Annotated in this window: 16 protein-coding genes and 2 pseudogenes; 2 read left to right on the top strand and 16 right to left on the bottom strand. The window is 61.3% G+C overall.

The window, feature by feature from the left end; translation table 11 throughout:
- The 14 genes and pseudogenes from ACYYKW_RS24525 to ACYYKW_RS24460 form a co-directional block, all read right to left on the bottom strand.
- The coding region (locus tag ACYYKW_RS24525; protein WP_464991400.1) for a PIG-L deacetylase family protein at positions 1–345 on the bottom strand (345 nt) is incomplete at its 3' end.
- The gene (locus ACYYKW_RS24520; protein ID WP_336355700.1) at positions 342–1,340 is read right to left on the bottom strand and encodes an acyl-CoA dehydrogenase family protein; all 999 of its coding nucleotides are present in this window, start codon (positions 1,338–1,340) and stop codon (positions 342–344) included. The genes ACYYKW_RS24525 and ACYYKW_RS24520, both read right to left, overlap by 4 nt.
- A gap of 1 nt (position 1,341) precedes the next feature.
- The gene (gene glgX / locus ACYYKW_RS24515; protein ID WP_464991399.1) at positions 1,342–3,501 is read right to left on the bottom strand and encodes a glycogen debranching protein GlgX; all 2,160 of its coding nucleotides are present in this window, start codon (positions 3,499–3,501) and stop codon (positions 1,342–1,344) included.
- 220 nt (positions 3,502–3,721) lie between these two features.
- A complete protein-coding gene (locus ACYYKW_RS24510) occupies positions 3,722–4,069 on the bottom strand; it encodes a DUF2934 domain-containing protein (RefSeq protein ID WP_093101322.1) in 348 nt (115 codons plus the stop codon).
- A 27-nt stretch (positions 4,070–4,096) separates the two neighbouring features.
- Positions 4,097–6,865 (bottom strand): malto-oligosyltrehalose synthase, encoded by a 2,769-nt coding sequence (locus tag ACYYKW_RS24505; RefSeq protein ID WP_464991398.1) that lies wholly within the window; start codon positions 6,863–6,865, stop codon positions 4,097–4,099.
- Positions 6,862–8,940 carry a 4-alpha-glucanotransferase gene (gene malQ / locus ACYYKW_RS24500; protein WP_464991397.1) on the bottom strand — a complete coding sequence of 693 codons (2,079 nt, stop codon included), beginning with the start codon at positions 8,938–8,940 and terminating at the stop codon, positions 6,862–6,864. The genes ACYYKW_RS24505 and malQ overlap by 4 nt, the downstream gene beginning before the upstream one ends.
- Positions 8,937–10,733, bottom strand: a complete 1,797-nt coding sequence (treZ, locus tag ACYYKW_RS24495; protein WP_464991396.1) for a malto-oligosyltrehalose trehalohydrolase — start codon at positions 10,731–10,733, stop codon at positions 8,937–8,939. The genes malQ and treZ overlap by 4 nt, the downstream gene beginning before the upstream one ends.
- Positions 10,734–10,750: 17 nt before the next feature.
- Entirely contained in the window at positions 10,751–12,337 is a 1,587-nt protein-coding gene (glgA, locus tag ACYYKW_RS24490; protein ID WP_464991395.1) for a glycogen synthase GlgA, read from the bottom strand.
- 582 nt (positions 12,338–12,919) lie between these two features.
- The gene (locus ACYYKW_RS24485) at positions 12,920–13,873 is read right to left on the bottom strand and encodes a D-2-hydroxyacid dehydrogenase family protein (protein ID WP_464991394.1); all 954 of its coding nucleotides are present in this window, start codon (positions 13,871–13,873) and stop codon (positions 12,920–12,922) included.
- 13 nt (positions 13,874–13,886) lie between these two features.
- Positions 13,887–14,930, bottom strand: a complete 1,044-nt coding sequence (locus tag ACYYKW_RS24480) for an alpha/beta fold hydrolase (RefSeq protein ID WP_464991393.1) — start codon at positions 14,928–14,930, stop codon at positions 13,887–13,889.
- 87 nt (positions 14,931–15,017) lie between these two features.
- Complete coding sequence (locus ACYYKW_RS24475) at positions 15,018–15,452, bottom strand: YqaA family protein (protein ID WP_464991401.1); 435 nt, start codon at positions 15,450–15,452, stop codon at positions 15,018–15,020.
- On the bottom strand, positions 15,452–15,898 hold the full coding sequence (locus ACYYKW_RS24470; protein WP_464991392.1) for a DUF411 domain-containing protein: 447 nt from the start codon (positions 15,896–15,898) through the stop codon (positions 15,452–15,454). The genes ACYYKW_RS24475 and ACYYKW_RS24470 overlap by 1 nt, the downstream gene beginning before the upstream one ends.
- A 237-nt stretch (positions 15,899–16,135) precedes the next feature.
- A pseudogene (locus ACYYKW_RS24465) lies at positions 16,136–16,663 on the bottom strand (methyl-accepting chemotaxis protein); the annotation flags it as partial.
- A 333-nt stretch (positions 16,664–16,996) separates the two neighbouring features.
- A pseudogene (locus tag ACYYKW_RS24460) lies at positions 16,997–18,127 on the bottom strand (HAMP domain-containing protein); the annotation flags it as partial.
- Positions 18,128–18,505: 378 nt separating this feature from the next.
- Between ACYYKW_RS24460 and ACYYKW_RS24455 the strand changes: the two are divergent.
- Complete coding sequence (locus ACYYKW_RS24455) at positions 18,506–19,033, top strand: hypothetical protein (protein ID WP_090283705.1); 528 nt, start codon at positions 18,506–18,508, stop codon at positions 19,031–19,033.
- A gap of 134 nt (positions 19,034–19,167) precedes the next feature.
- Here ACYYKW_RS24455 and ACYYKW_RS24450 read toward each other — a convergent pair whose 3' ends face one another.
- Complete coding sequence (locus ACYYKW_RS24450) at positions 19,168–19,305, bottom strand: hypothetical protein (RefSeq protein ID WP_172833272.1); 138 nt, start codon at positions 19,303–19,305, stop codon at positions 19,168–19,170.
- 160 nt (positions 19,306–19,465) lie between these two features.
- On the opposite strand from ACYYKW_RS24450, the gene ACYYKW_RS24445 reads away from it, so the two are divergent.
- Positions 19,466–19,654, top strand: a complete 189-nt coding sequence (locus tag ACYYKW_RS24445; RefSeq protein ID WP_093101340.1) for a hypothetical protein — start codon at positions 19,466–19,468, stop codon at positions 19,652–19,654.
- Positions 19,655–19,672: 18 nt separating this feature from the next.
- On the opposite strand, the gene ACYYKW_RS24440 is transcribed toward ACYYKW_RS24445, so the two are convergent.
- Complete coding sequence (locus ACYYKW_RS24440) at positions 19,673–20,050, bottom strand: fe2+ zn2+ uptake regulation protein (RefSeq protein WP_090283701.1); 378 nt, start codon at positions 20,048–20,050, stop codon at positions 19,673–19,675.
- Positions 20,051–20,492: the final 442 nt, after the last annotated feature.

Raw genomic sequence — 20,492 nt, 5'->3', positions numbered from 1 at the left:
CCATTTCAGGCTGTGCATCGGCAAACCGAGACGGCGCAAGGCTTCGGCGGACTCCTGCGGGCGCACTACGCTCAGACGTTCAACCGGCCAGAGCGTCGAGCCGGGGTGGCTGGCGCTGCCGTCGGTGACCGAGATCAGTTGCATCGGCCGTCCGGCGGCGGCGAGCAGTTGCATCAGCCCGCCGCACCCGAGCACTTCATCATCCGGATGCGGCGCGACAATGACGGCTCGTGCGCCGGGCGGCACCAGACCAAGCACATCAATCACCGGCAACTCCGCCAGGCGCCGCGAATTTTGCCACTGATGCAGCGAGGTGCCCTGGCCGACAATCGGGTTGGCTTTCATAGTGCCCAGACCTCGCCGGGCTGCTGCGCGACCCTTTGCCCGAGCGCGGCAAGATCGCGCTCGGCATGACTCTGACGCAGGAACACCGGCAGGTCGGCCACCAGATGGGCAAAACGGCGATCCTGACAAAACGGTCCGGCACCGAGCGCTCGGCCGGTGTCACGCAAGACCTGTTCGGCGGACTGTTCGACCACCGCCCGCGCACGCCGCGCCAGCAGTTCAGCGTCGGCTTCGGGCTGGGCGTCGATTTGCAAAGCGCTGAAGCGCAGCACATCGGCGGCGGCCTGCAAGGCGCTGTCGACCGCACCGAGGTGCGCCAGTGCGTGCGGTTCATCGCGTTCGGCACAGTGTTGGCGCAAGCGCTCGCCGATCTGCCGCGCCGCGCCGTACCAGCACGCCGCAATGCCGATCCCGCCTTGCCAGAAACCCGGCCGTTGCAGGTAGTCGCCGGGATCGCCGATGGCCTGGGCTTCGGCGTTCTCGAACACCACCTCGACGCTGCCGGTGGCACCCATGCCCACGGCTTGCCAGCCGTGCTCGGTGATGGTCACGCCGGGTTGGTCGAGGGCCACCGCAACCAGTTGCTGCTGATCGTCCGCGTCCCATGCCGTGAGCAGGGCATGGCTGAGCACCGCCGCGCCGGAACACCAGGCCTTGCGCCCATTGAGATTGACCATGTGCCCGGCCGGGCTGACCCTGACGCGTGCCTGCGGCGGCTCTGCCGCCCACATGCCCCAGGTGCTGCCGGGTGTCGGGGTGCCCCCCAGTTGTTCGATGATGGCCAGCGCGTCGGTGTGCCCCTCATATAGCTTGCACAGCCCCAGATCATGCCCGCCGACCGCCGCCAGACGCTGAAAACGCTCCAGCGTGTGACCGCTGCCGGGCAGCGGCAGGCGATCCAGTCCAGCCTCGACCATTGCCCGCAGGCATTGGCCAAGGGCGGCGGTGGCAACGTAATCCGGCGCACGTCGGGCCAGATAGCTTTGCAGGTCCATATCACTCTTCTTCGTCGCGTTGCAGTTCGAACAGCAGCAACGAGCGCCCGGTCACCGAGTATTCGTGGCCGAATTCGAAGCGTTCCTGGCCGCGAATCGCCGGTTGATTGGTATCGACCATGCACGTCCAGAAGCCGCCATCCGGTACTTCCGGCAAGACGAAGTTGACGATGTCGTGGTGCGCGTTGACCACCAGCAACAGCGTCGCATCGCCACCCTTGCGGCGAATCCCGGTCTCCTGCGCGCGACCATCAAGCAGCATGCCCAGGCAGCGGTTGTGTGCGTCATGCCAGTGCTCGGTGGTCATCTCGGTGGCGTCCGGCGCCAGCCAGGTGACGTCCTTGACGCCGATGTCCTCGTTGTACTCGCCGACCAGGAACCGCCCACGGCGCAGGATCGGGTAGGCCAGACGCAGCTTGATCAGGCGCTTGACGAACTTCAGCAGGGCCTTGCCGTCCTCGCTCAGGTCCCAGTTGACCCAGCCGATCTCGCTGTCCTGGCAATAGGCATTGTTGTTGCCGTCCTGGGTGCGGGCGAACTCATCGCCGGCGACGATCATCGGCGTGCCTTGGGCCAGCAGCAACGTGGCGAAGAAATTGCGCATCTGCCGGTGGCGCAGGGCGTTGATTTCCGCATCGTCGGTCGGGCCTTCGACGCCGTGATTCCAGGACAGGTTGTTGTTGCTGCCGTCCTGATTGTTTTCGTCGTTGGCTTCGTTGTGCTTGTCGTTGTACGAGACCAGATCGTTGAGGGTGAAACCGTCGTGCGCGGTGACGAAGTTCACCGAAGCGTAAGGCCGGCGCCCGCGTTGATTGAACATTTCTCCCGACGCGGTCATGCGGCTGGCGAAGTCGGCGAGCTGGCCGTCGTCACCTTTCCAGAACGCGCGAACGGTGTCGCGGAACTTGTCGTTCCACTCGACCCAGCCCGGCGGGAAGTTGCCCACCTGATAACCACCGGGACCGCAATCCCACGGCTCGGCAATCATTTTCACCTGGCGCAGCACCGGGTCCTGACGGCAGGCGACGAGGAAGCTGTGACGCTCGTCGAAACCGTCGTGATAACGCCCGAGAATGGTCGCCAGATCGAAGCGGAAACCGTCGACGTGCATCTCGCTGGCCCAGTAGCGCAACGAGTCGGTGACCATTTGCAGCACGCATGGATGGCTCAGGTCGAGGGTGTTGCCGGTCCCGGAATCGTTGATGTAGTAGCGCTTGTCGTCGGGCATCAGGCGGTAGTACGAGGCGTTGTCGATCCCGCGCATCGACAGGGTCGGGCCTTGCTCGTTGCCCTCGGCGGTGTGGTTGTAGACCACATCGAGGATCACTTCGAGATTGGCATCGTGCAGGTGCGCGACCATTTCCTTGAACTCGGCAATCTTGCCGCTGGCCAGGTAGCGCGGGTCCGGGGCGAAGAAGGCGATGCTGTTGTAGCCCCAGTAGTTGGTCATGCCTTTTTGCAGCAAATGCTGGTCATTGACGAAGGCATGGATCGGCAACAATTCAACCGTCGACACGCCGAGCTTGCGAACGTGTTCCAGCACATCATCGACCATCAGGCCGGCAAAGGTCCCGCGTACGTTTTCCGGCACGGAGGGGTGACGCATGCTGATGCCGCGCACGTGGGTTTCATAAATGATCGTCTTGTCCCATGGCACGCTGACGCGGTGGTCGTTACCCCAGGTGTGCGCCGGGTCGATGACCTTGCACTTGGGCACGAACGGCGCACTGTCGCGTTCATCGAAACTGAGGTCGGCGTCCGGATGGCCGATGGTGTAGCCGAACAGCGCTTCCGACCATTTCAATTCGCCCACCAACTGCTTGGCGTACGGGTCGATGAGCAATTTGTTGTGGTTGAAACGGTGACCGTTGGCTGGATCGTATGGGCCATAAACACGGTAGCCATAGATCAGGCCCGGGTGCGCATCCGGCAAGTAGCCGTGGTAGATCTCGTCGGTGTACTCGGGCAATTCGATGCGCTCGAGTTCGACTTCACCGGCATCGTCGAAGATGCACAGCTCAACCTTGGTGGCATTGGCGGAAAACAGAGCAAAGTTTACCCCCAGACCATCCCAGGTCGCACCGAGCGGGAAGGGCAGGCCTTCACGGATTCTGGACGGCTCGGCGTGCGCGACGGGCTCGGCTTTTTTTGGACGGGTCATGATTGCTCCTGCAAAAAACGAATTCTGGGCTGATGCAAAACCCTGTAGGAGTGAGCCTGCTCGCGATGGCGGTGTGTCAACCAGCCAATGTGTCAATGGGTACACCGCTATCGCGAGCAGGCTCACTCCTACAAGGGGATGTGTGTTTCTTGAGGGCGAGTGGGCCCTCGATGGCGAGCAAGCTCGCCACAGGTTCGTTCAGTTCAATAATCGGGTGGCGTCAGATCGCCGGAGGTTTTCTCGGTGCGCGCGGTTTTTTCTCGGCGGTTTTTTCGCCCGGCGGCACCACTTTCGGGGTGCTGGCCGGCTTGGCCTTCGCTGCCGGTTTGGCTTTAGCCGCCGGCGTGGTCTTGCCGTTTACCGCTTTACCCTCAGTCGCCTTGCTGGTCGCGGTCTTGCCGGCGGTTTTGCTACCCGTGGCCTTTGGTGGCTTCTTCGGCGCCAGTGCTTCAGCCTCGGCCAACTTGCGCGCCATCTCCCAGTGGCGCTCCTCATGGCCTTCGGGTTTACCCTCCGATTCCCATATCTGATAGGCGAATTCGCGAATGCGTTTATCGTCGGTGCTCATCGCAATACTCCTGAACTGAACTCTTGCTTACGTTAAGTGTTGGATAAAGAGATTGACCGGGACATCCCCCAGCGCGTCGCTGACATTCAGCTCCCTGTGCTTTGTGACTGCTGCGCTGGCAAAAAGTCCCTTCAGGTTTGTGTCAGAGGCGGCGAATGGTAAAACCACTCGCGTATCGCCCCAGCGCAGCGCATCCACTTGTGGCATGGCACTGTTTTCCAGCAGGTTGGCGCAACGCACCGGCACGATCACGACGGCCTGTTTGCCCTCGTGTTCGCGAGCGAACGCGAGGACGTTATGCGCCTGGCTGCCAAGGACTTCCAGGGCCTGATAGCTGCCCCGACGGAACAGCTCGGCATGCTCGGCACGCAGGTTCAGCACCTCGGCGATCAACGCCTGCTTGATGCGCCCGTCGCGCCAGTTGGCCAACAACTCGGCGGCCGACGTTTGCGCTTGCAAAGCCTGCGCGCGCGCGGGGTAATCCACGGGCCGGCGATTGTCCGGATCGACCAGGCTGAAGTCCCAGAACTCGTTGCCCTGATACAGATCCGGCACCCCCGGCACGGTCATGCGCAGCAAGGTTTGCGCCAGACCATTGAGGGCGCCGGCGGCGGCGATGCTGTTGACGGTTTTGCTCAACGCTGCGCGCAACAGTTCGCCTTCAGCGCTGGTCAGGAGTTTTTCGGTGAACGCCTTCGCTGCGTTTTCGTACGCTTCGTTCGGCGCGCTCCAACTGCTTTGCAGCTTGGCCTCGCGCAAGGCTTTTTGTTGCCACTGCCAGATGCGCTTGGCGTAGTCGGCGAAACCGGCCTGATCGTCATCGCGCAGGTCCAGCGGCCAACTGCCGAGCAAGGCTTGATAGAGGATCAGTTCGTCGCCATTCGACGGCATCTGCTCGTCACTGCGCACCGGGCGCGCGAGGGCGCGCCACAATTCGACCTGCTCGGCGTACCAATGGCTGCGTTCACTGAGCACGGCCAGCCGTGCCCGGGTGTCCTCGCCACGTTTGTGGTCGTGGGTCGCAGTGGCCAGCAAGTTATTCGGGAATTCGCTCAGTCGCCGTTGGTTGACGGCATGGAAGTCGCTCAACGGCGCGCTGAACTGTTCGGTGTCGTAGCCAACATCGTTGCGCGACAGCAGCACGGCCGAGCGATACAGCGCGGTGTCTTCCACGGCTTTGGCGGCGGCGGGCGAGGTCAGTTGCTGGAAACGTACGCAGGCGTGCTTGAGAATCTTGCGTGAGCGCCCGCGCGGCTTGCGTCGCCACGGCGTGCCACCGAGCCAGCCAGCGACACACTCGAGCACCGGCCAGTCGGCTTCGCTGAGGGTTTGCCGGGCCCCGTCCATGGCTTTCTGGAAGAACACCTCGTCCTGCTCAGAGCGGCCCATGGCGCTGACATAGGTGCGATACACCGGAAAATGCACGATCAGCGCCTGCAACACCCGGCGGATCGCGCCGAGCGTCAGGTCACGGGTCATCAGGTCATCGCGGGCCACTTGCAGCAACGCCTGGGCGACGCTTTCGCAATCGCTGGCCAGCGAGCCGTTGAGAATCTGCTGACGCGCCAGTTGCGCTTCTTCGATAAACGCGGCGGGGCGTTCGGTGCGGCGCTGCCACAGCTCACCGAGGACATGTTCACCGTCCGGATCGTGCTGCAACAGCGACAGCTGATTCATGAATTCGTAACCGGTGGTGCCGTCCACCGCCCAGTCGCGGCGCAGGGTTTCGCCGGCGCCGAGAATTTTCTCGACGTAGATCGGCAAGTGCCGCCCCGGCGCAAGACTGTCGAGACGCCGACGCAGTTTGCGGCAGTAACCCCTTGGGTCGGCGAGGCCATCGATGTGGTCGATGCGCAGGCCGTCGACCAAGCCTTCTTCGATCAACTGGAAGATCTTGCCGTGGGTGGCTTCGAACACCGCCGGGCGTTCGACGCGCAAACCACCGAGTTCGTTGATGTCGAAAAAGCGCCGCCAGTTGATGTCATCCGCTGCGGTGCGCCAACTGGCGAGGCGATAGCTCTGGCGTTCGAGCAACTGGTGCAGCTTGTCGAAGCCTTCTGCTGTGGTCGAATCGTAGTGCTGCAGATTGCGCTGGATTGAGTCAAGGATCTGCGGATCGCTGGCCAGTTGTTGCAGTTCCTGCTTCAACGGAATCGACAGCGAATGCGCATCGGTCTGATAGCTCAGCGCACTGAAACGATCGGCCAGGGACTTCAGCGCTTCATCGCCCTTGAGCAATTCGCCGTAATCGTTCGGGCAGATCGGGAAGTGGTGGTCGTAATGCTCGACATGGAAACCGCCGGTCTGCGCGTTGAATTGCAGCTTCAGCGTGCCTTCCTGCAACGCTACACCGTAATCGCTGCCAAGGAACGGCAGCAACAACTGGCCTTCCATCAGCGGGTCCGGGGAATGCCACTGAATGTCGAAGAATTCGCCGTAGGGGCTCAGTCGGCCCCATTCGAGCAGGTCGAGCCACCACGGGTTGTCGCTGCCACCCACGGCCATGTGGTTGGAGACGATGTCGAGGATCAGCCCCATGTTGTGCTCGCGCAGGGTGCTGACCAGACGCCGCAGCGCCGCTTCGCCGCCCAGTTCCGGGTTCACCTGGGTCGGGTCGACCACGTCGTAACCGTGCATCGAGCCGGCGCGCGCCGCGAGCAGTGGCGAGGCGTAGACATGGCTGATACCGAGGCTGGCGAAGTACGGCACCAGTGGCACCGCTTGTTCGAGGGTAAAGCCTTTATGAAATTGCAGCCGCAGGGTCGCGCGCAGCGGCTGGATAAGCGTTTGGTTCATTGGTCACGCTCGGCAGCCTGGAGTCGGGCACAGGCGAGCAATTCCAGGCGTCGCGCGGCATCGTCGGTGTCGAGCAGCGTTTCGCTGGTGCCCGGCAAGCGCCGCGACCAGTTCGGGTGGGTGTCCGTGGTGCCCGGCAGATTCGCCTGCTCGTTGATGCCGAGGGCATCTTCGAGCGGCAAAAGCACCAGCGGCGCACGGGTGTGGCCGAGGAACCGCACACTGGCATCGACCACTTGATCGGCCTCGTGGGATTCCTCGCGGAAGTTTTGCGGGTCCTGGCTCAACGCGTTGCGCAGGCCTTCGCGCTCACGCTGGCGGTGATGGCGCCAGTCGATTTCGCCGTTGGCGTCGACCAGCCCAAGGCGCGCGTTCCAGTCGATATCCCGACCGTGCCACCAACCGTTGAGCGTGGGCAGGTCGTGAGTGCTGGTGGTCGCCAGCGCGTTATCCGGCCAGTCGAGAATCGGCTTGAAGTGCGTATTGTCCTGCTCGAACAGCAGCACGCGCATGCCCAGCATCGAGCGCGCGGCAAGTTTTTCGCGCAGGCCTTCGGGCACCGTGCCCAGATCCTCGCCAAGCACGATGGCCTGGTGACGGTGGGACTCCAGTGTCAGCAAACGCAGCATGTCGTCGAACGGGTAATAGAGGTACGCGCCATCGGCGGGATCGGCGCCGTTGGGGATCACCCACAGGCGTTGCAGGCCCATGACGTGATCGATGCGCAAGCCACCGGCGTGGGCGAAATTGGCCCGCAGCATGTCGATGAAGGCGCGAAAGCCGTTGCGCACCAGACCTTCAGGCGAAAACGCGGAGATGCCCCAGCCCTGACCGGAACGATTAAGAATGTCCGGCGGTGCGCCAACCGTCAGCGAGGCCAGCAACTCATCCTGAAAACTCCAGGCCTGGCTGCCGGCGCCATCGGCACCTACGGCGAGATCAGCGATCAAGCCGATGCTCATGCCGGCGCTGCGCGCAGCGGTCTGTGCGCGTTCCAGGCAGCGGTGGATCAGCCATTGGCAAAAGGCAAAGTAGCCAATGCGCTCGGCGTATTCCTCGGCGAAAGCTTCCAGCGCCGCGCCGCGCGGGTCGCGCCAGTGCTCCGGCCATTCGCGCCAGTCGAGGCTTTCGCCGCGGGCGGCGCGCATTTCCTGGATCGCTTCGAACCGGCAATGATTCTCCAGCGCTTCGCCGCCGCTGTGGCGGAAACTGGCGAAGTCCGGGTGGAGCGGGTGATCACCGGCGACAAAACCGTCGTACAAGGCTTGCAGCAATTTCTGCTTGGCCTCCGCCGCGGCCGGCCAGTCGATCAGGGTCAAGTCTTCAAGCTGCGCGAACTGGTTGGCCAGACCGGTAGCGTCGATCGCATCGCGCAATGCCCGCTCACCGAGGATCGCCCCGGGCGCGGCATACAGTGAATTGAGGAACAGCCGGCTCGAAGGCGAATACGGGCTGTAGCGGCTGGTGTCGGCGCTGAACATCGCGTGCATCGGGCTGATCGCCACGGCGTCGGCGCCGCGCTCACCGGCCACGCGCACCAGTTCTTCAAGGGCGAGGGTGTCGCCGAAGCCGCCGTCGCCGGGACGGCGCAAGGCATACAATTGCGCGCTCAGGCCCCATGCGCGGGGGATCGGATTGTCCACCGCGTCGGCGACACTGAAGCAGCGTTCCGGTGCCACCGCCAGGGTGAAATATTGATCGCCGATATGCACTTGCTGATAACCGACCGGGATCAGGCCGGGCAACATTGCTTGCGAATCAAGCTTCAAATCCAGCCGTGAGCCGTCTTCGAGGTGGATTTCACAAGGCGTTTCCGGGGCGAAATAGCGCGTCAGGTCCACCGGTGTGCCGACATCGCAGGTCAACAGCGGCGGCAGATGGTGGTCCTGCTGCGCCGCTTGCAATTCCAGCAGGCTGGCATCGATTTCCTGCGCCGTGCTGGCGGGGTGGCCGAGGCCGATCAAGACGTTGCGTAGTACCGCAGGAGCGACTTTTTGCTGACGCCCGTTGGCGTCGATCCAGTCGACGGCGAGGCCGGCTCGGCTGGCGAGTATTTCCAGTTGCGCATCGCTCATAGGCGCTCTCCATCCAGAGGTAGCAAAGGGGTTGCGGCCGTGAGGCTGACAAGCGCGCAATACGCGGGCAGTTCGCCCGAATCCGGGGTGACACCGGCAGGCTGCTGAAACAGCCAGACGGCATCGGTGTGTGGAGGGTTGACCACTGGCGTGTCGCTGAGGTTCAGGTCAATTCGCAGCTCGCTGCCATCGCCCAGCCGCCAGCGCGCGCTCACCGCGGCGTGACCGAGTTTCTGCGCGCCCAGCGTTTGCGTACCGGGCAAGTGGGGAGTGATGTGCTGATGGCGCAGGTGCAACAGCTCGCGGTACAGCTCGAGGGTTCGCTGTTGGCGTTCATTGCCGTTTTCTTGCCGTGGTTTGGAGGCGTGGAAGGTTGCTTCGGCATTCGGATCGGGGATCGTCTCGCGTTTATGTGGATCGGCAAAGGCGCTGAACGCGGCGAACTCATTGCGCCGGCCCTCGCGTACCAGTTCGGCCAGTTCACCGTGATGACTGGTGAAAAACAGAAACGGTTGCTCGGCGGCGAACTCGTCGCCCATGAACATCAGTGGAACCATCGGTGACAGCAGCAACAGCACGGTCGCTGCCTGTAATGCGCGTGGGTCGGCGAGTTGATGCAGACGCTCGCCAAACGCGCGATTGCCGATCTGGTCATGGTTCTGCAGAAACAATACGAATGCCGTGGACGGCAAATGCTCGCTCGGCTCGCCGCGCCGTTCGCCATGACGGTTGACGTGGCCCTGGAAAACAAAACCCTGACTCAGGCAGCGCACCAGTTGCTCAGTCGGTTGCTCGGCGTAGTCAGCGTAATAGGCGTCGGTTTCGCCAGTCAGCAGCACGTGCAAGGCGTTGTGGCCATCGTCGTTCCACTGCGCGTCGTAATCGTGCTCCAGCAGGCTGGCCTGATTCAGCTCGTTTTCGACGGTCAGCCAGACGTGACGGGCCGGATCGATCTGTTGTCGCACCCGTTGGGCCATTTCGCGCAGGAAATCAGAGTCGCCAATGGCGTGCACGGCATCCAGACGCAGGCCGTCGAAGCGATATTCGAGCACCCACATCAGTGCGTTTTCGATGAAGAATTCGCGCACTTCGCTGCGGCGGAAATCGATCGCCGCGCCCCACGGTGTGTGCTTGTCCTCACGGAAGAAGCTTTTCGCGTAGCGGTGCAGATAATTGCCGTCGGGGCCGAAGTGGTTGTAGACCACGTCGAGAATCACCGCCAGACCATGGCCGTGGGCGGTGTCGATCAGATGTTTGAGTTGTTCCGGCGTGCCGTAAGAGGCTTGCGGGGCGTAGGGCAGGACGCCGTCGTAACCCCAGTTGCGATCACCGGGAAATTGCGCCAGCGGCATCAATTCAATGGCGGTGATACCCAGTGCGGTGAGCCGGGCCAGATGCTGCTCGACTTCGGCAAAGCCACCGAGCGCACCGACGTGCAGCTCGTAGATCACCGCTTCGTTCCACGGCCGACCCTTCCAGGCGCTATGTCGCCAGGTGTAAGCGTGCGGGTCGACTACCACGCTGTGGCGGTCGAGGTCGCCATCCTGCGCCCTGGACGCCGGGTCCGGCACCTCCAGTTCGCCATCGATACAGTAGCGGTAGCGACTGCCCGCTGGACAGCGGGCCTTGATCACAAACCATCCATCACCCTGCGGCAGCATGGGCAGCGATTGACCATCGGCCAGTTCAACACTGACGTAAAACGCATCGGGAGCCCACAGAGCAAATTGCGTGTGTTCGGCGTCCAGCACGATCGCGCCGTGGGGCCAGGTTTCTTGGGTCCTTGACGGCATCTTTGAAACCTCCCTGATTATTTGTGGCTGGCTTTACCCAATGCCTTGGCCACCAGTTTTTCGTAGAGTTCGGCGTACGGTTCGACCGCTTTGCTCCAGTTGAATGGCGCCGCCATGGCCCGGCAACGCATGGCATTGAGCAGCTCGGGGAAGGCAAAGACCTTGAACGCCCGGCTCAGGGCTTCCTTGTAGCTGTCGACGGTGGATTCATCGAAGAGGAAGCCGGTCACGCCGTTCTCAATGGTGTCGGCCAGACCGCCGGTATTGCGCGCCACCGGTAACGAACCGAAGCGCTGCGCGTACATCTGGCTCAGGCCGCAAGGCTCGTAACGCGAAGGCATCAACAGGAAATCGCTGCCAGCGAACATGCGCCGCGCGTCAGTCTCGTTGAAGCCGATGCGTACGCCGATCTGCCCGGGGAAGCGCAACGCCAGCTCACGCATGGCCTGTTCTTCTTCCGGCTCGCCACGGCCGATGATTGCGATCTGGCCACCGTTCTGCACGATGAATTCGGAGACCGCTTCAGTCAGGTCCAGACCTTTCTGATAGACCAGACGCGAGACCACGGCGAACAGCGGGCCGGTCGAGTCGTTGAGGCCGAACAGCTCGCGAACATGGGCGGCGTTGACCGCTTTGCCTTCCCAGTCGCCGATGGCGAATGGCGAGAACAGGTGCGGGTCAGTGGCCGAATCCCAGCTTTCATCAATGCCGTTAGGGATGCCACTGAGCAAGCCTTGCTGGGTCTTGGCGGCGAGGAAACCGTCGAGGCCGCAGCCGAAATCCGGGGTGGTGATTTCCTGCGCGTAGGTGGCGCTGACCGTGGTGATGTGGCTGGAATAGGCCATGCCGGCCTTGAGGAACGACATCTTGCCGTAGAATTCCATGCCTTCCTGCTGCAGGGCGTGGGCGGGAATACCCAGCTCCGGGCAGGAACCGAGGCTGGTCACGCCCTGATACGCGAGGTTATGAATGGTGAACAGCGTCGGCGTACGCTGCCCGCGCCAGTGCATGTAGGCCGGGGCGAGGCCTGCTGGCCAGTCGTGGGCGTGGACGAGGTCCGGGCACCAGTGAATCTGCGCGAGGTTGGCGGCGATATCGGCAGCGGCCAGCCCCAGGCGGGCGAAACGAATATGGTTGTCTGGCCAGTCGCGGCCGTTGTTGGCGCCATAAGGGCCACCTTCACGCTCGTACAGTTCGGGACAGATCAACACGTAAATCACCAGACCGTCGGGCATGTCCATGCGCCCGATCTTGCACGGTGGCAGCGCGGCATGGCCACCGAGTTCGCCGATGATGTGAATCGGGTTTTCGCTGTGCATCACTTGCGGATAACCGGGAATCAGCACGCGCACATCATGCAAATGTGCCATGGCGCGCGGCAGGGCGGCGGAAACGTCGCCCAGGCCACCGGTCTTCACCAGATCGGCGATTTCCGAGGTGACGAACAGGACTTTTTTCTTGTTGGGGTTCTTGCTCGCGACCGGAGTCAGCGTCCTGGTGCCGGGAACGTTGATCGATCGGCTGCCGGGAACGCTGACGGTGCTCGAGTCGCCAATCACCTGGTGAGCACGCTCTCCCTGAATATCCAATGCCGCACTGATCATATGTATCTCCCGTAGTGTTGATCTGTTCTTGTCTCGTACAAACGAAGTTCAGAGCCACGTCCTGTGACCGGGCGCAAACGCGCCACGCATCGGTGAGCAAACGCTACCCAACACGCGCAAGCAGAATGGGTGGTGAAGCCATTGCAAGGATTGCACCAGTCGTTTTGGCTCTGTCTTCTTGATGACCCGACGCTGGATGCAAAAGTTTCGACTTTTTTTCGACGATGTGACCGGGCGGTTTCACCCTGCGAAAATGAGTCTAGGCCAGATCCTAGAGCGGGCCAGAGCAAATGGGTAAATTGTTCGACAATCGGTTTGTGCGTAAGAAAATATTGCTGGATCGGAGCAAACGCACCGACGAAGGGCAGGTTTTTCGGCGACGGAGGGCCAAAACGGTGACCGGGCGGTCACGATTTTGTGCTAGCGGGGAGGGCGGTTGCACTGTTGTGGTGCGGGGGTTGGTAGTGGCTATCAGGACGCTATCGCGAGCAGGCTCACTCCTACAAGGTACGCATTCCAAAATGTAGGAGTGAGCCTGCTCGCGATAGCGATTGCCGCTACACCGCTTGATTTGCGATGGATTCAATTAAGCAGGCGAATCGGCTCCCCCGCAGCCCAGGCCTGAATATCCTCGATCATCTGCGTAAAGAACTGCGCATAGTTCTGCCGACTGACATAGCCCACATGCGGCGTCGCCAGCACGTTATCGAGTGTGCGAAACGGGTGCAGCGCCGGCAGCGGTTCCTCGTCGAAGACATCCAGCGCTGCCCCGGCAATGTGCTGTTTCTGCAAAGCCTTGATCAGGGCCGCTTCGTCGACGATCGGCCCGCGCGCGGTGTTGACCAGCAACGCAGTCGGTTTCATCCAGCCCAGCGCCTGCGTGTCGACCAGGCCGCGGCTGCGCTCGCTGAGCACCAGGTGCACCGACAGCACATCGGCCTGCTCGAACAGCTGCTGCTTGCTGACGTAAGTCACTCCGGCCTGTGCGGCGCGCTCGGCAGTGAGGTTTTCGCTCCAGGCAATCACCCGCATGCCAAACACCTGACCGAACTGCGCCACGCGCTGGCCGATGCTGCCCAGACCGAGAATGCCCAAAGTCTTGCCATGCAGATCGCCGCCCAGCCCTTGCTGCCACTGGCCGTTGCGCAAAGCGTTGGCTTCGCTGAGCAGATTGCGCGTGGCGGCCATGATCAGCGCCCAGGTCAACTCGGGCGCGGCGTGCTTGTAACTGTCGGTGCCGCAGACCTTGATCCCGAGTTTCGCTGCCGCCGGCATATCGAGCGCTGCGTTGCGCATGCCGCCGGTGACCAGCAGCTTGAGCGCCGGCAGGCGCTTGAGCAGGTCCTCGTCGAAACGCGTGCGCTCACGCATCACGCAAATCACCTGATAGCGGCCCAGACGTTCGGCCAGGGTGGCGTTGTCCGCCGGGTAGTCATGCACGAAGGTCAATTCACCGATGCTCTCGAGGACTGACCAGTCGACCACGTCGCGGGCCACGTCCTGCCAGTCGTCGATCACTGCAATCTGCACCGCCATCAGCCTTACCTCATCAACGAACGGGATTGGATGTGTTCAGCCAGCCGAGCAGGGCCTTGTGGAACTGCGCCGGCTCTTCCATTTGCGGTGCATGGCCCATGCCGGGAAACTCCACCAGTGTCGATTGCGGGATCAGTTTGGCGACTTGTTTGCCGAGCACGTCGTAGTGGCCGATCTTCGCTTTGACTTCGGGCGGTGCGATGTCCTTGCCGATCGCGGTGGTGTCTGAGGTACCGATCAGCAACAGCGTCGGCATCTTCAGATCCTTGAACTCGTAATACACCGGCTGGGTGAAGATCATGTCGTAGATCAGCGCCGAGTTCCACGCGACCTGGGTCTTGCCCGGGCCTTTGCTCAGCCCGGCGAGCATGTCGACCCAACGGTCGAATTCCGGCTTCCAGCGGCCGTCGTAATAGGTGGTGCGTTCATAGTCGCGAATGCCCTGGGCGCTGACTTTCAGTTCGCGCTGATACCACTGATCAATGGTGCGATAGGGCACGCCGAGGGCTTTCCAGTCTTCCAGGCCGATCGGATTGACCATCGCCAGCTGTTCGACCTGCTCGGGGTACTGCAAGGCATAACGGGTAGCGAGCATGCCGCCGGTAGAGTGGCCAAGCAGCGTGGCTTTCTGGATACCCAACGCTTTGAGTAACTGCTGCGTGTTGGTCGCCAGTTGCTGGAAGGTGTATTGGTAGTGATCGGGTTTGCTGGAGGTACAGAAGCCGATCTGATCTGGCGCAATCACCCGGTAACCGGCCTCGCTCAACGCCTTGATCGAACTGTCCCAGGTCGCCGCGCAGAAATTCTTGCCGTGCATCAGCACCACGGTGCGCCCGTTGGCCTTGCCGTTGGCGGCGACGTCCATGTAACCCATCTGCAGCGATTTGCCCTGGGATTCAAAGGCGAAGTGTTTCAGCGTGTAGGGGTAATCGAAGCCTTGCAGCTCGGGGCCGTAGGCCGGGCCTTCGGCTGCGGCGGGTGTGGCAGCCTGAGCGGACAAGGGCAGGGCAGCGCAAAGAAGCAGGCCGGGCAGCCAGCGGGAAAACGAGACAGGCATAAGGTCAAACTCCGTTTGAAATGGGCCGATGCTCGAACGGCCAGATTATGGCGACGTTAAAAACAGGCAATGATCGTGGCCAATGGTTCAACCGAGCCAGCCCAGCGTCAGCATGGCCAGCACGCCGTAACGGGCACCTTTGGCGAGGGTGACGATCAGCAGGAAGCGCCCGAGCGGTTCGCGCATGACCCCGGCGATCAACGTCAGCGGATCGCCGACAACGGGCAGCCAACTGAACAGCAGCGACCAGTGACCGAAGCGCTGATAGTGCTTTTGGGCTTTGGCCATGTGCTGCGGACTGACCGGAAACCAGCGCCGGTCCTGAAAGCGTTCAAGCCCTCGTCCCAGCCACCAGTTGACCAGCGACCCCAGCACATTGCCCAGCGTCGCCACGGCGAGCAGTCCCCACAGCCAGTAATGCTCGCTGATGATCAAACCGACCAGCAGCGCTTCCGATTGCAGGGGCAGCAGCGTTGCGGCGCCGAACGCAGCAAGGAACAGCCCGGCGTAAGCGGCGCCGATCAATGTGCCGGGTAATCCGCCACGACGACATCAGCGCCGTCCTTTGTCAGGCCGATCACTTGCCAGGCATCGCTCATGCCGTCCATTTCCATGCCCGGCGAACCCATCGGCATGCCCGGCGCAGCCATACCGAGCAGGTCGTCGCGCTTGCTCAGGGCCAGCACCTGTTCAGACGGGACGTGACCTTCGACGAACTTGCCGTTGATGATTGCGGTGTGGCACGAAGCCAGACGGTGCGGCACGCCGTGCTGTTGCTTGAAGCTGCTCATGTCGCTTTCGACGTGATCGTCGACCTTGAAACCGTTGGCTTCGAGGTGGCTGATCCATTTTTTGCAGCAACCGCAGTTGGCGTCGCGGTGGACTTCGATCGGGATCAGGTCGGCGGCCTGGGCGAGAGAGGAAATGAACAGGGCGCTCAGGGCGAGCAGATGCAGGTGAGTTCGCATGACGGTTCTCGGCTCGGGTAGCGATCGGAAAGAACGCATTTTGCCCGGTTTTCGCTATTCAGCATCAACGCAGTGTTTCCGGTTGTTGCAAAACACACAGGCAAAACCCTGTAGGAGTGAGCCTGCTCGCGATGGCGGTGTGTCAGGCAATGTGTGTTTGCTGACATTGCCCTATCGCGAGCAGGCTCACTCCTACAGGTCGTGTTTCAAGTGATGTGAGCGCCCAGGTCTGGAAGATCAGCGGACCTTGAACCGCCCCATGATCGCGCTGACCCGGCTGTTGGCTTCCAGCAACTGGCGGGTGTTGAGTTCGCTGGTCTGGCCGCTCTGCACCAGTTCGTCGACCATGTGACGAATCTGCACCATGCTGCGGTTGATCTCCTCGGTGACGGCGCTTTGCTGTTCGGCAGCCGTGGCGATCTGGGTGCTGAGGCTGTTGATATGGCTGACCGAGCCGGCCATTTCGTCCAGGCCCGAGTTGACCCGTGCCGTGGCGTCAGCAGCAGACTGGCAACTGGCCTGGGTGTTTTCCATGGCGCTGACCGACGAACTCACGCCCTGCGTCAGGCGCGTCAGCATTTCGTTGATTTCCGACGTACTGGCCTGGGTACGAGCGGCGAGGGCGCGTACCTCGTCGGCCACTACAGCAAAACCGCGACCCTGCTCACCGGCACGTGCGGCTTCGATGGCGGCGTTGAGTGCGAGCAGGTTGGTCTGCCCGGCAATCGCGCCGATCACGCCGAGAATTTCGGTGATGCGCTGGGCGTCCTGCTGCATGTTTTCAACCTTGTGCGTGGCACTCGCCACTTCGTCGATCAGCGCGACCACGCTGTTGGTGGCTTCGCCGACCACCACACGCGAGCGATCGGCGTTCTCGTTGGCGCGTTGAGTGAACGCCGCGGTTTCGGCAGCGTTCTGCGCCACGCTTTCGGCGGTCGAACTCATTTCGGTGATGGCGGTGACGGTCTGATCGGTTTCCGAGGCGTGGCGCAGCAGGATCTGCCCGGTGTGCGCCGAGGTGCGTTGCAGGTCGTCGAGGCTGGAGGCCATGGCGCCGGTGGCCTGGGTCACTTCGCTGATCATGTTTTGCAGGTAGGCGATAAACGTGTTGACCGAATGACCAATGGCACCGAGTTCGTCCTCAGCGCGAATGGTGATGCGTCGTGTCAGGTCGGCATCACCGCTGGAGAGCAGGTCGATATTGGCTTTCAAGGCTTTCATGCGCTGCACCAACTGGCGAATCGCATAGATCTGCAACAGTACCAACAGGATCACCAGCGGAATCTGCAGCATGCTCAAGGTGCTGAGCACGTCGTCACGCTGGGCGGTAAGCATTTTCGTCGGCAGGGCGGTGGCGAGGAACCACGGCGTACCTTCGATCGGGCGCATGAAGAAGGTGCTGTCTTCACCGTTGTTATCGAATTCGCTGCGCTGTGCCTGATCGCGGTTCTGCAGGCCGGCTTTCACCTGAGCGGCGAAGGTCGAGGTCGCGGCCAGTTCGCTGATGTTCTTCAGCACGATCGGCCCGCTGATGCGCGAACTGTTACTGATGATCTTGCCGTCAGCTTCAACAATGAGCATTTCGGCGTTGAGGTCTTTTTCCTTGCGCGCCACCAGATCGTTGAAGAAGCCCAGGGTCACGTCGATGGTCGATACGCCCCAGGCGCTGCCGTTTTTCTGGATCGCCATGGCGCAGTTGGTGCGTGGCTCGGCGCTGGCATCATCTTTATAGGCCGCCGCCCAGGCGCACTGGCCGCGGGGTGTGGCCATGCCGCCCTTGTGCCAGCTCTGGTCGTAATAGTTGGGGGCGGCGTCGCTGTTCCAGAACGTGTTGACGGCGAGCTTGCCCGAGGCGTCGCGGTGCCAGAACGTACTGAACTTGTTGCGCCCGGCTTCGCGCTGGCCCGGCAGCGGCCAGATCCCGCCACCAAACACCTTCAACTCGCCGTACTGATCGACAAGTCCCGGCAGCACGGTATCGATGGCAGCGCTGTCGAGCAACGGAATGGTCTGGGTGATGCTACGTTGTTGCGCCTGCACCTTGTTCAGTTCGCCCTGTATCTGCTCGGCGACTTCGGCGATACGGTTGAGCACCACCTGTTCTTCGGTTTCGCGCAGTTTCGGGGCGACCAGTTGGCTGATGCCGACCACCGTCAACACTGACAGCAGCAGGATGAACAGAACCAGAAACAGCGTATAGCGAGCCTGAATGGTGCGGAATGCGGGCATGGAGACCGGTCCTTGAGCAGCGTTTCTTGTTTGGGGGCGGGGACGCAAAGGTGCGGCTATCGAAAGCGTATCGTCGTTCTCGGGCGAAGCTTTAGGTACACGCGTGCTAATAATCGCGACGCCGATGACTGGTTGGTATCAAGCTGGATACAGGGAGGCGGATCAGCCATTGGGTCGGTGCGAAAATCCCCTCGACATGACAATGTGATGACCGCTCTGGCACAGGGCTTGTGCGGATTTTGGCTTTTGTATCGTGAATGTACGAGAATTGTAAAAAAGTGCAGAAAGAGGTTGGTGCCATCAGTACGCCCGCCGATACTCGCGCCCATTGAACATCTTCAACGGACATTTCATGGTCATTTCGCAGGGAGACATTTCATGACAATCGGTATTGTCGGCGGCTGGGAAAGCAAGGCAGGGGTGATGGTTCGCGACACCGGCGCCAAGAAACAAGTGGCCCAGAGCGTCAAGGTGCAGCAAATGCTCACCCTGGTCGGCAACGATCCCAACGCGATCAATACCGCCGAGATGGACAAGCAGGGCTTGCGCAAAGCCATCAAGGGCTTTGATCCGGCGAATGTTTCGGTCAAGCAAATGGGCAATCTGAGCGAGATGCTGCGCAGCCGCGGGCTGATCTCGGAAATCACTTCCTTCACCTTGATGAACGCGGGCGACAAGTTCGACCGTTTCGGCGTGACCAAGGACGTCGACGTCAAATTCAATGCGCTGGAATATTTTGCCACCCAACTCGATGCAATCCAGACCAACGGTCTGAATGGCAATGCTTACGGTAAAAACCTGATTCCTGAATTCAAGAAAGCCATTTACGTCTTGCAGAACCTCAAGACTTACGGCGAAGGCAACGTCGCCAAGCCGGTCGATCAGGGCGTCAAAGCCAAGGCATAGAAAGCGCCTGCGCTGGCCCGCTCAACGCTCGAGCGGACGTTCATTCGGGGCAATCCCGGTGAAAATGAAACCCATCGCCGCCAGGCTCTCGGTGGCGCTGGCAAAATCGCTGGCGAGCCTGAGTCTGATCGAAATCATCCATTGCCGCGGCAGTTGGCGTAGCTGTTCCAACAGACTGCAATCGAGTCGCCATGCCCGTGGGGGAAGATGATGCAGCCACTCAGGGTGAGCAGGGCCAGGACGGGGATCAGCCAGGTGATACGATGCCGCATTTGAAAAATCCTCAGAGGTAACACCGCCAGCAAGCCAAAACGCCTGCGCGGCTGTAACATGAGACCCCGGTTACAGCTAATGCATTGCAATCGATCGGTATGTGCATGGCATGCAAGCGGATACAAATTCGATACATTTTAAAAGTTTCAGGAAGCTGCAATGACTCAGAAGCAACGCTTGATTTATTCGATTGTGATCGCCTTGTCGGTCCTGGCGATCATGCTCGGCCTGTCGTGGCTGCAGAACGCCGGGACGATTACCGAGAAGACCTTCCAGTTTGTCGCGATCGCTGTAGCGGTGGTCGTCGTGGTGATCAATGGCGTGATGCGCCGCAAGGTCAAGCCTTGACGGCGATCGCCGCTCACTTCAATCGTGCTTGAGAACCGACGCAGCCTGTGGATGCAGGCTGTAGCTCTTGTCTTCATTGAAGACGATCACCCCTTCGCTGCACAGGCGTTTGAGCACTTCGCGCACACTGAGAAAGGACAGCGGAATATCCAGGTCCAGCAATTGGCTGTGGACACCGCGCACGCCCAGTCTGCGCTCGTGTTGTGCTGCGACCAGCAGGGCGTCGATGACTTTCAGACGGATAAGGCTGGTGCGCAGGCCGAAGCTTTTCAACAGCAACCGGATGCGTTCGTTGCCGTGTCGCTCGCCGCGTTGGCCGAATTCGCTCGCGTTTGGGCTCATGGAGATTCCTTTGGGGGCCTGGCTACCGTCCGTTGGTAGTTGCGAGTTGTACATGCGCTTACTCCTTTTCAGGGCCTGATCGGGAATGGGTTTTTTTCGTTGTCTCTGGACTAGACGTATCAGCGCGACGAATCATGAAAGAAAAGATGTGGAAAATTTGTTGGCTCGGTGTTTTTTTGTTGTGATTTTTTTGGGAGCGTGGCGGCCTCTGGGCCGACCAGGCTCTTGTTGATGTACTCGGTTGGAACTGTGGGAGCCAGCCTGCTGGCGATGGCTTTCTGTCAGGCGCTGGTTTTTTGTTCTGGGTATATATCCGTTGCTGCGGTAACGGCTACTTAAGGTTTCGCCCTTACGGCGACTCACTTTTTTTTGCAAACGCCTAAAAAAAGTAAGCAAAAAAACGCTTGCTCCTGCGTTCGGCCCTCGCAGGCTCGGGTCCCTTCGCTGCGGGATCGATCCGGGCGCAGCGGCTACGGTTTGCTTCGCTGCACCTACT

It is taken from the genome of Pseudomonas sp. 15C (assembly GCF_055484735.1).
The sequence above is the reverse complement of the archived record's forward strand: the minus strand, read 5'-3'. Positions and strand labels throughout refer to the sequence as shown.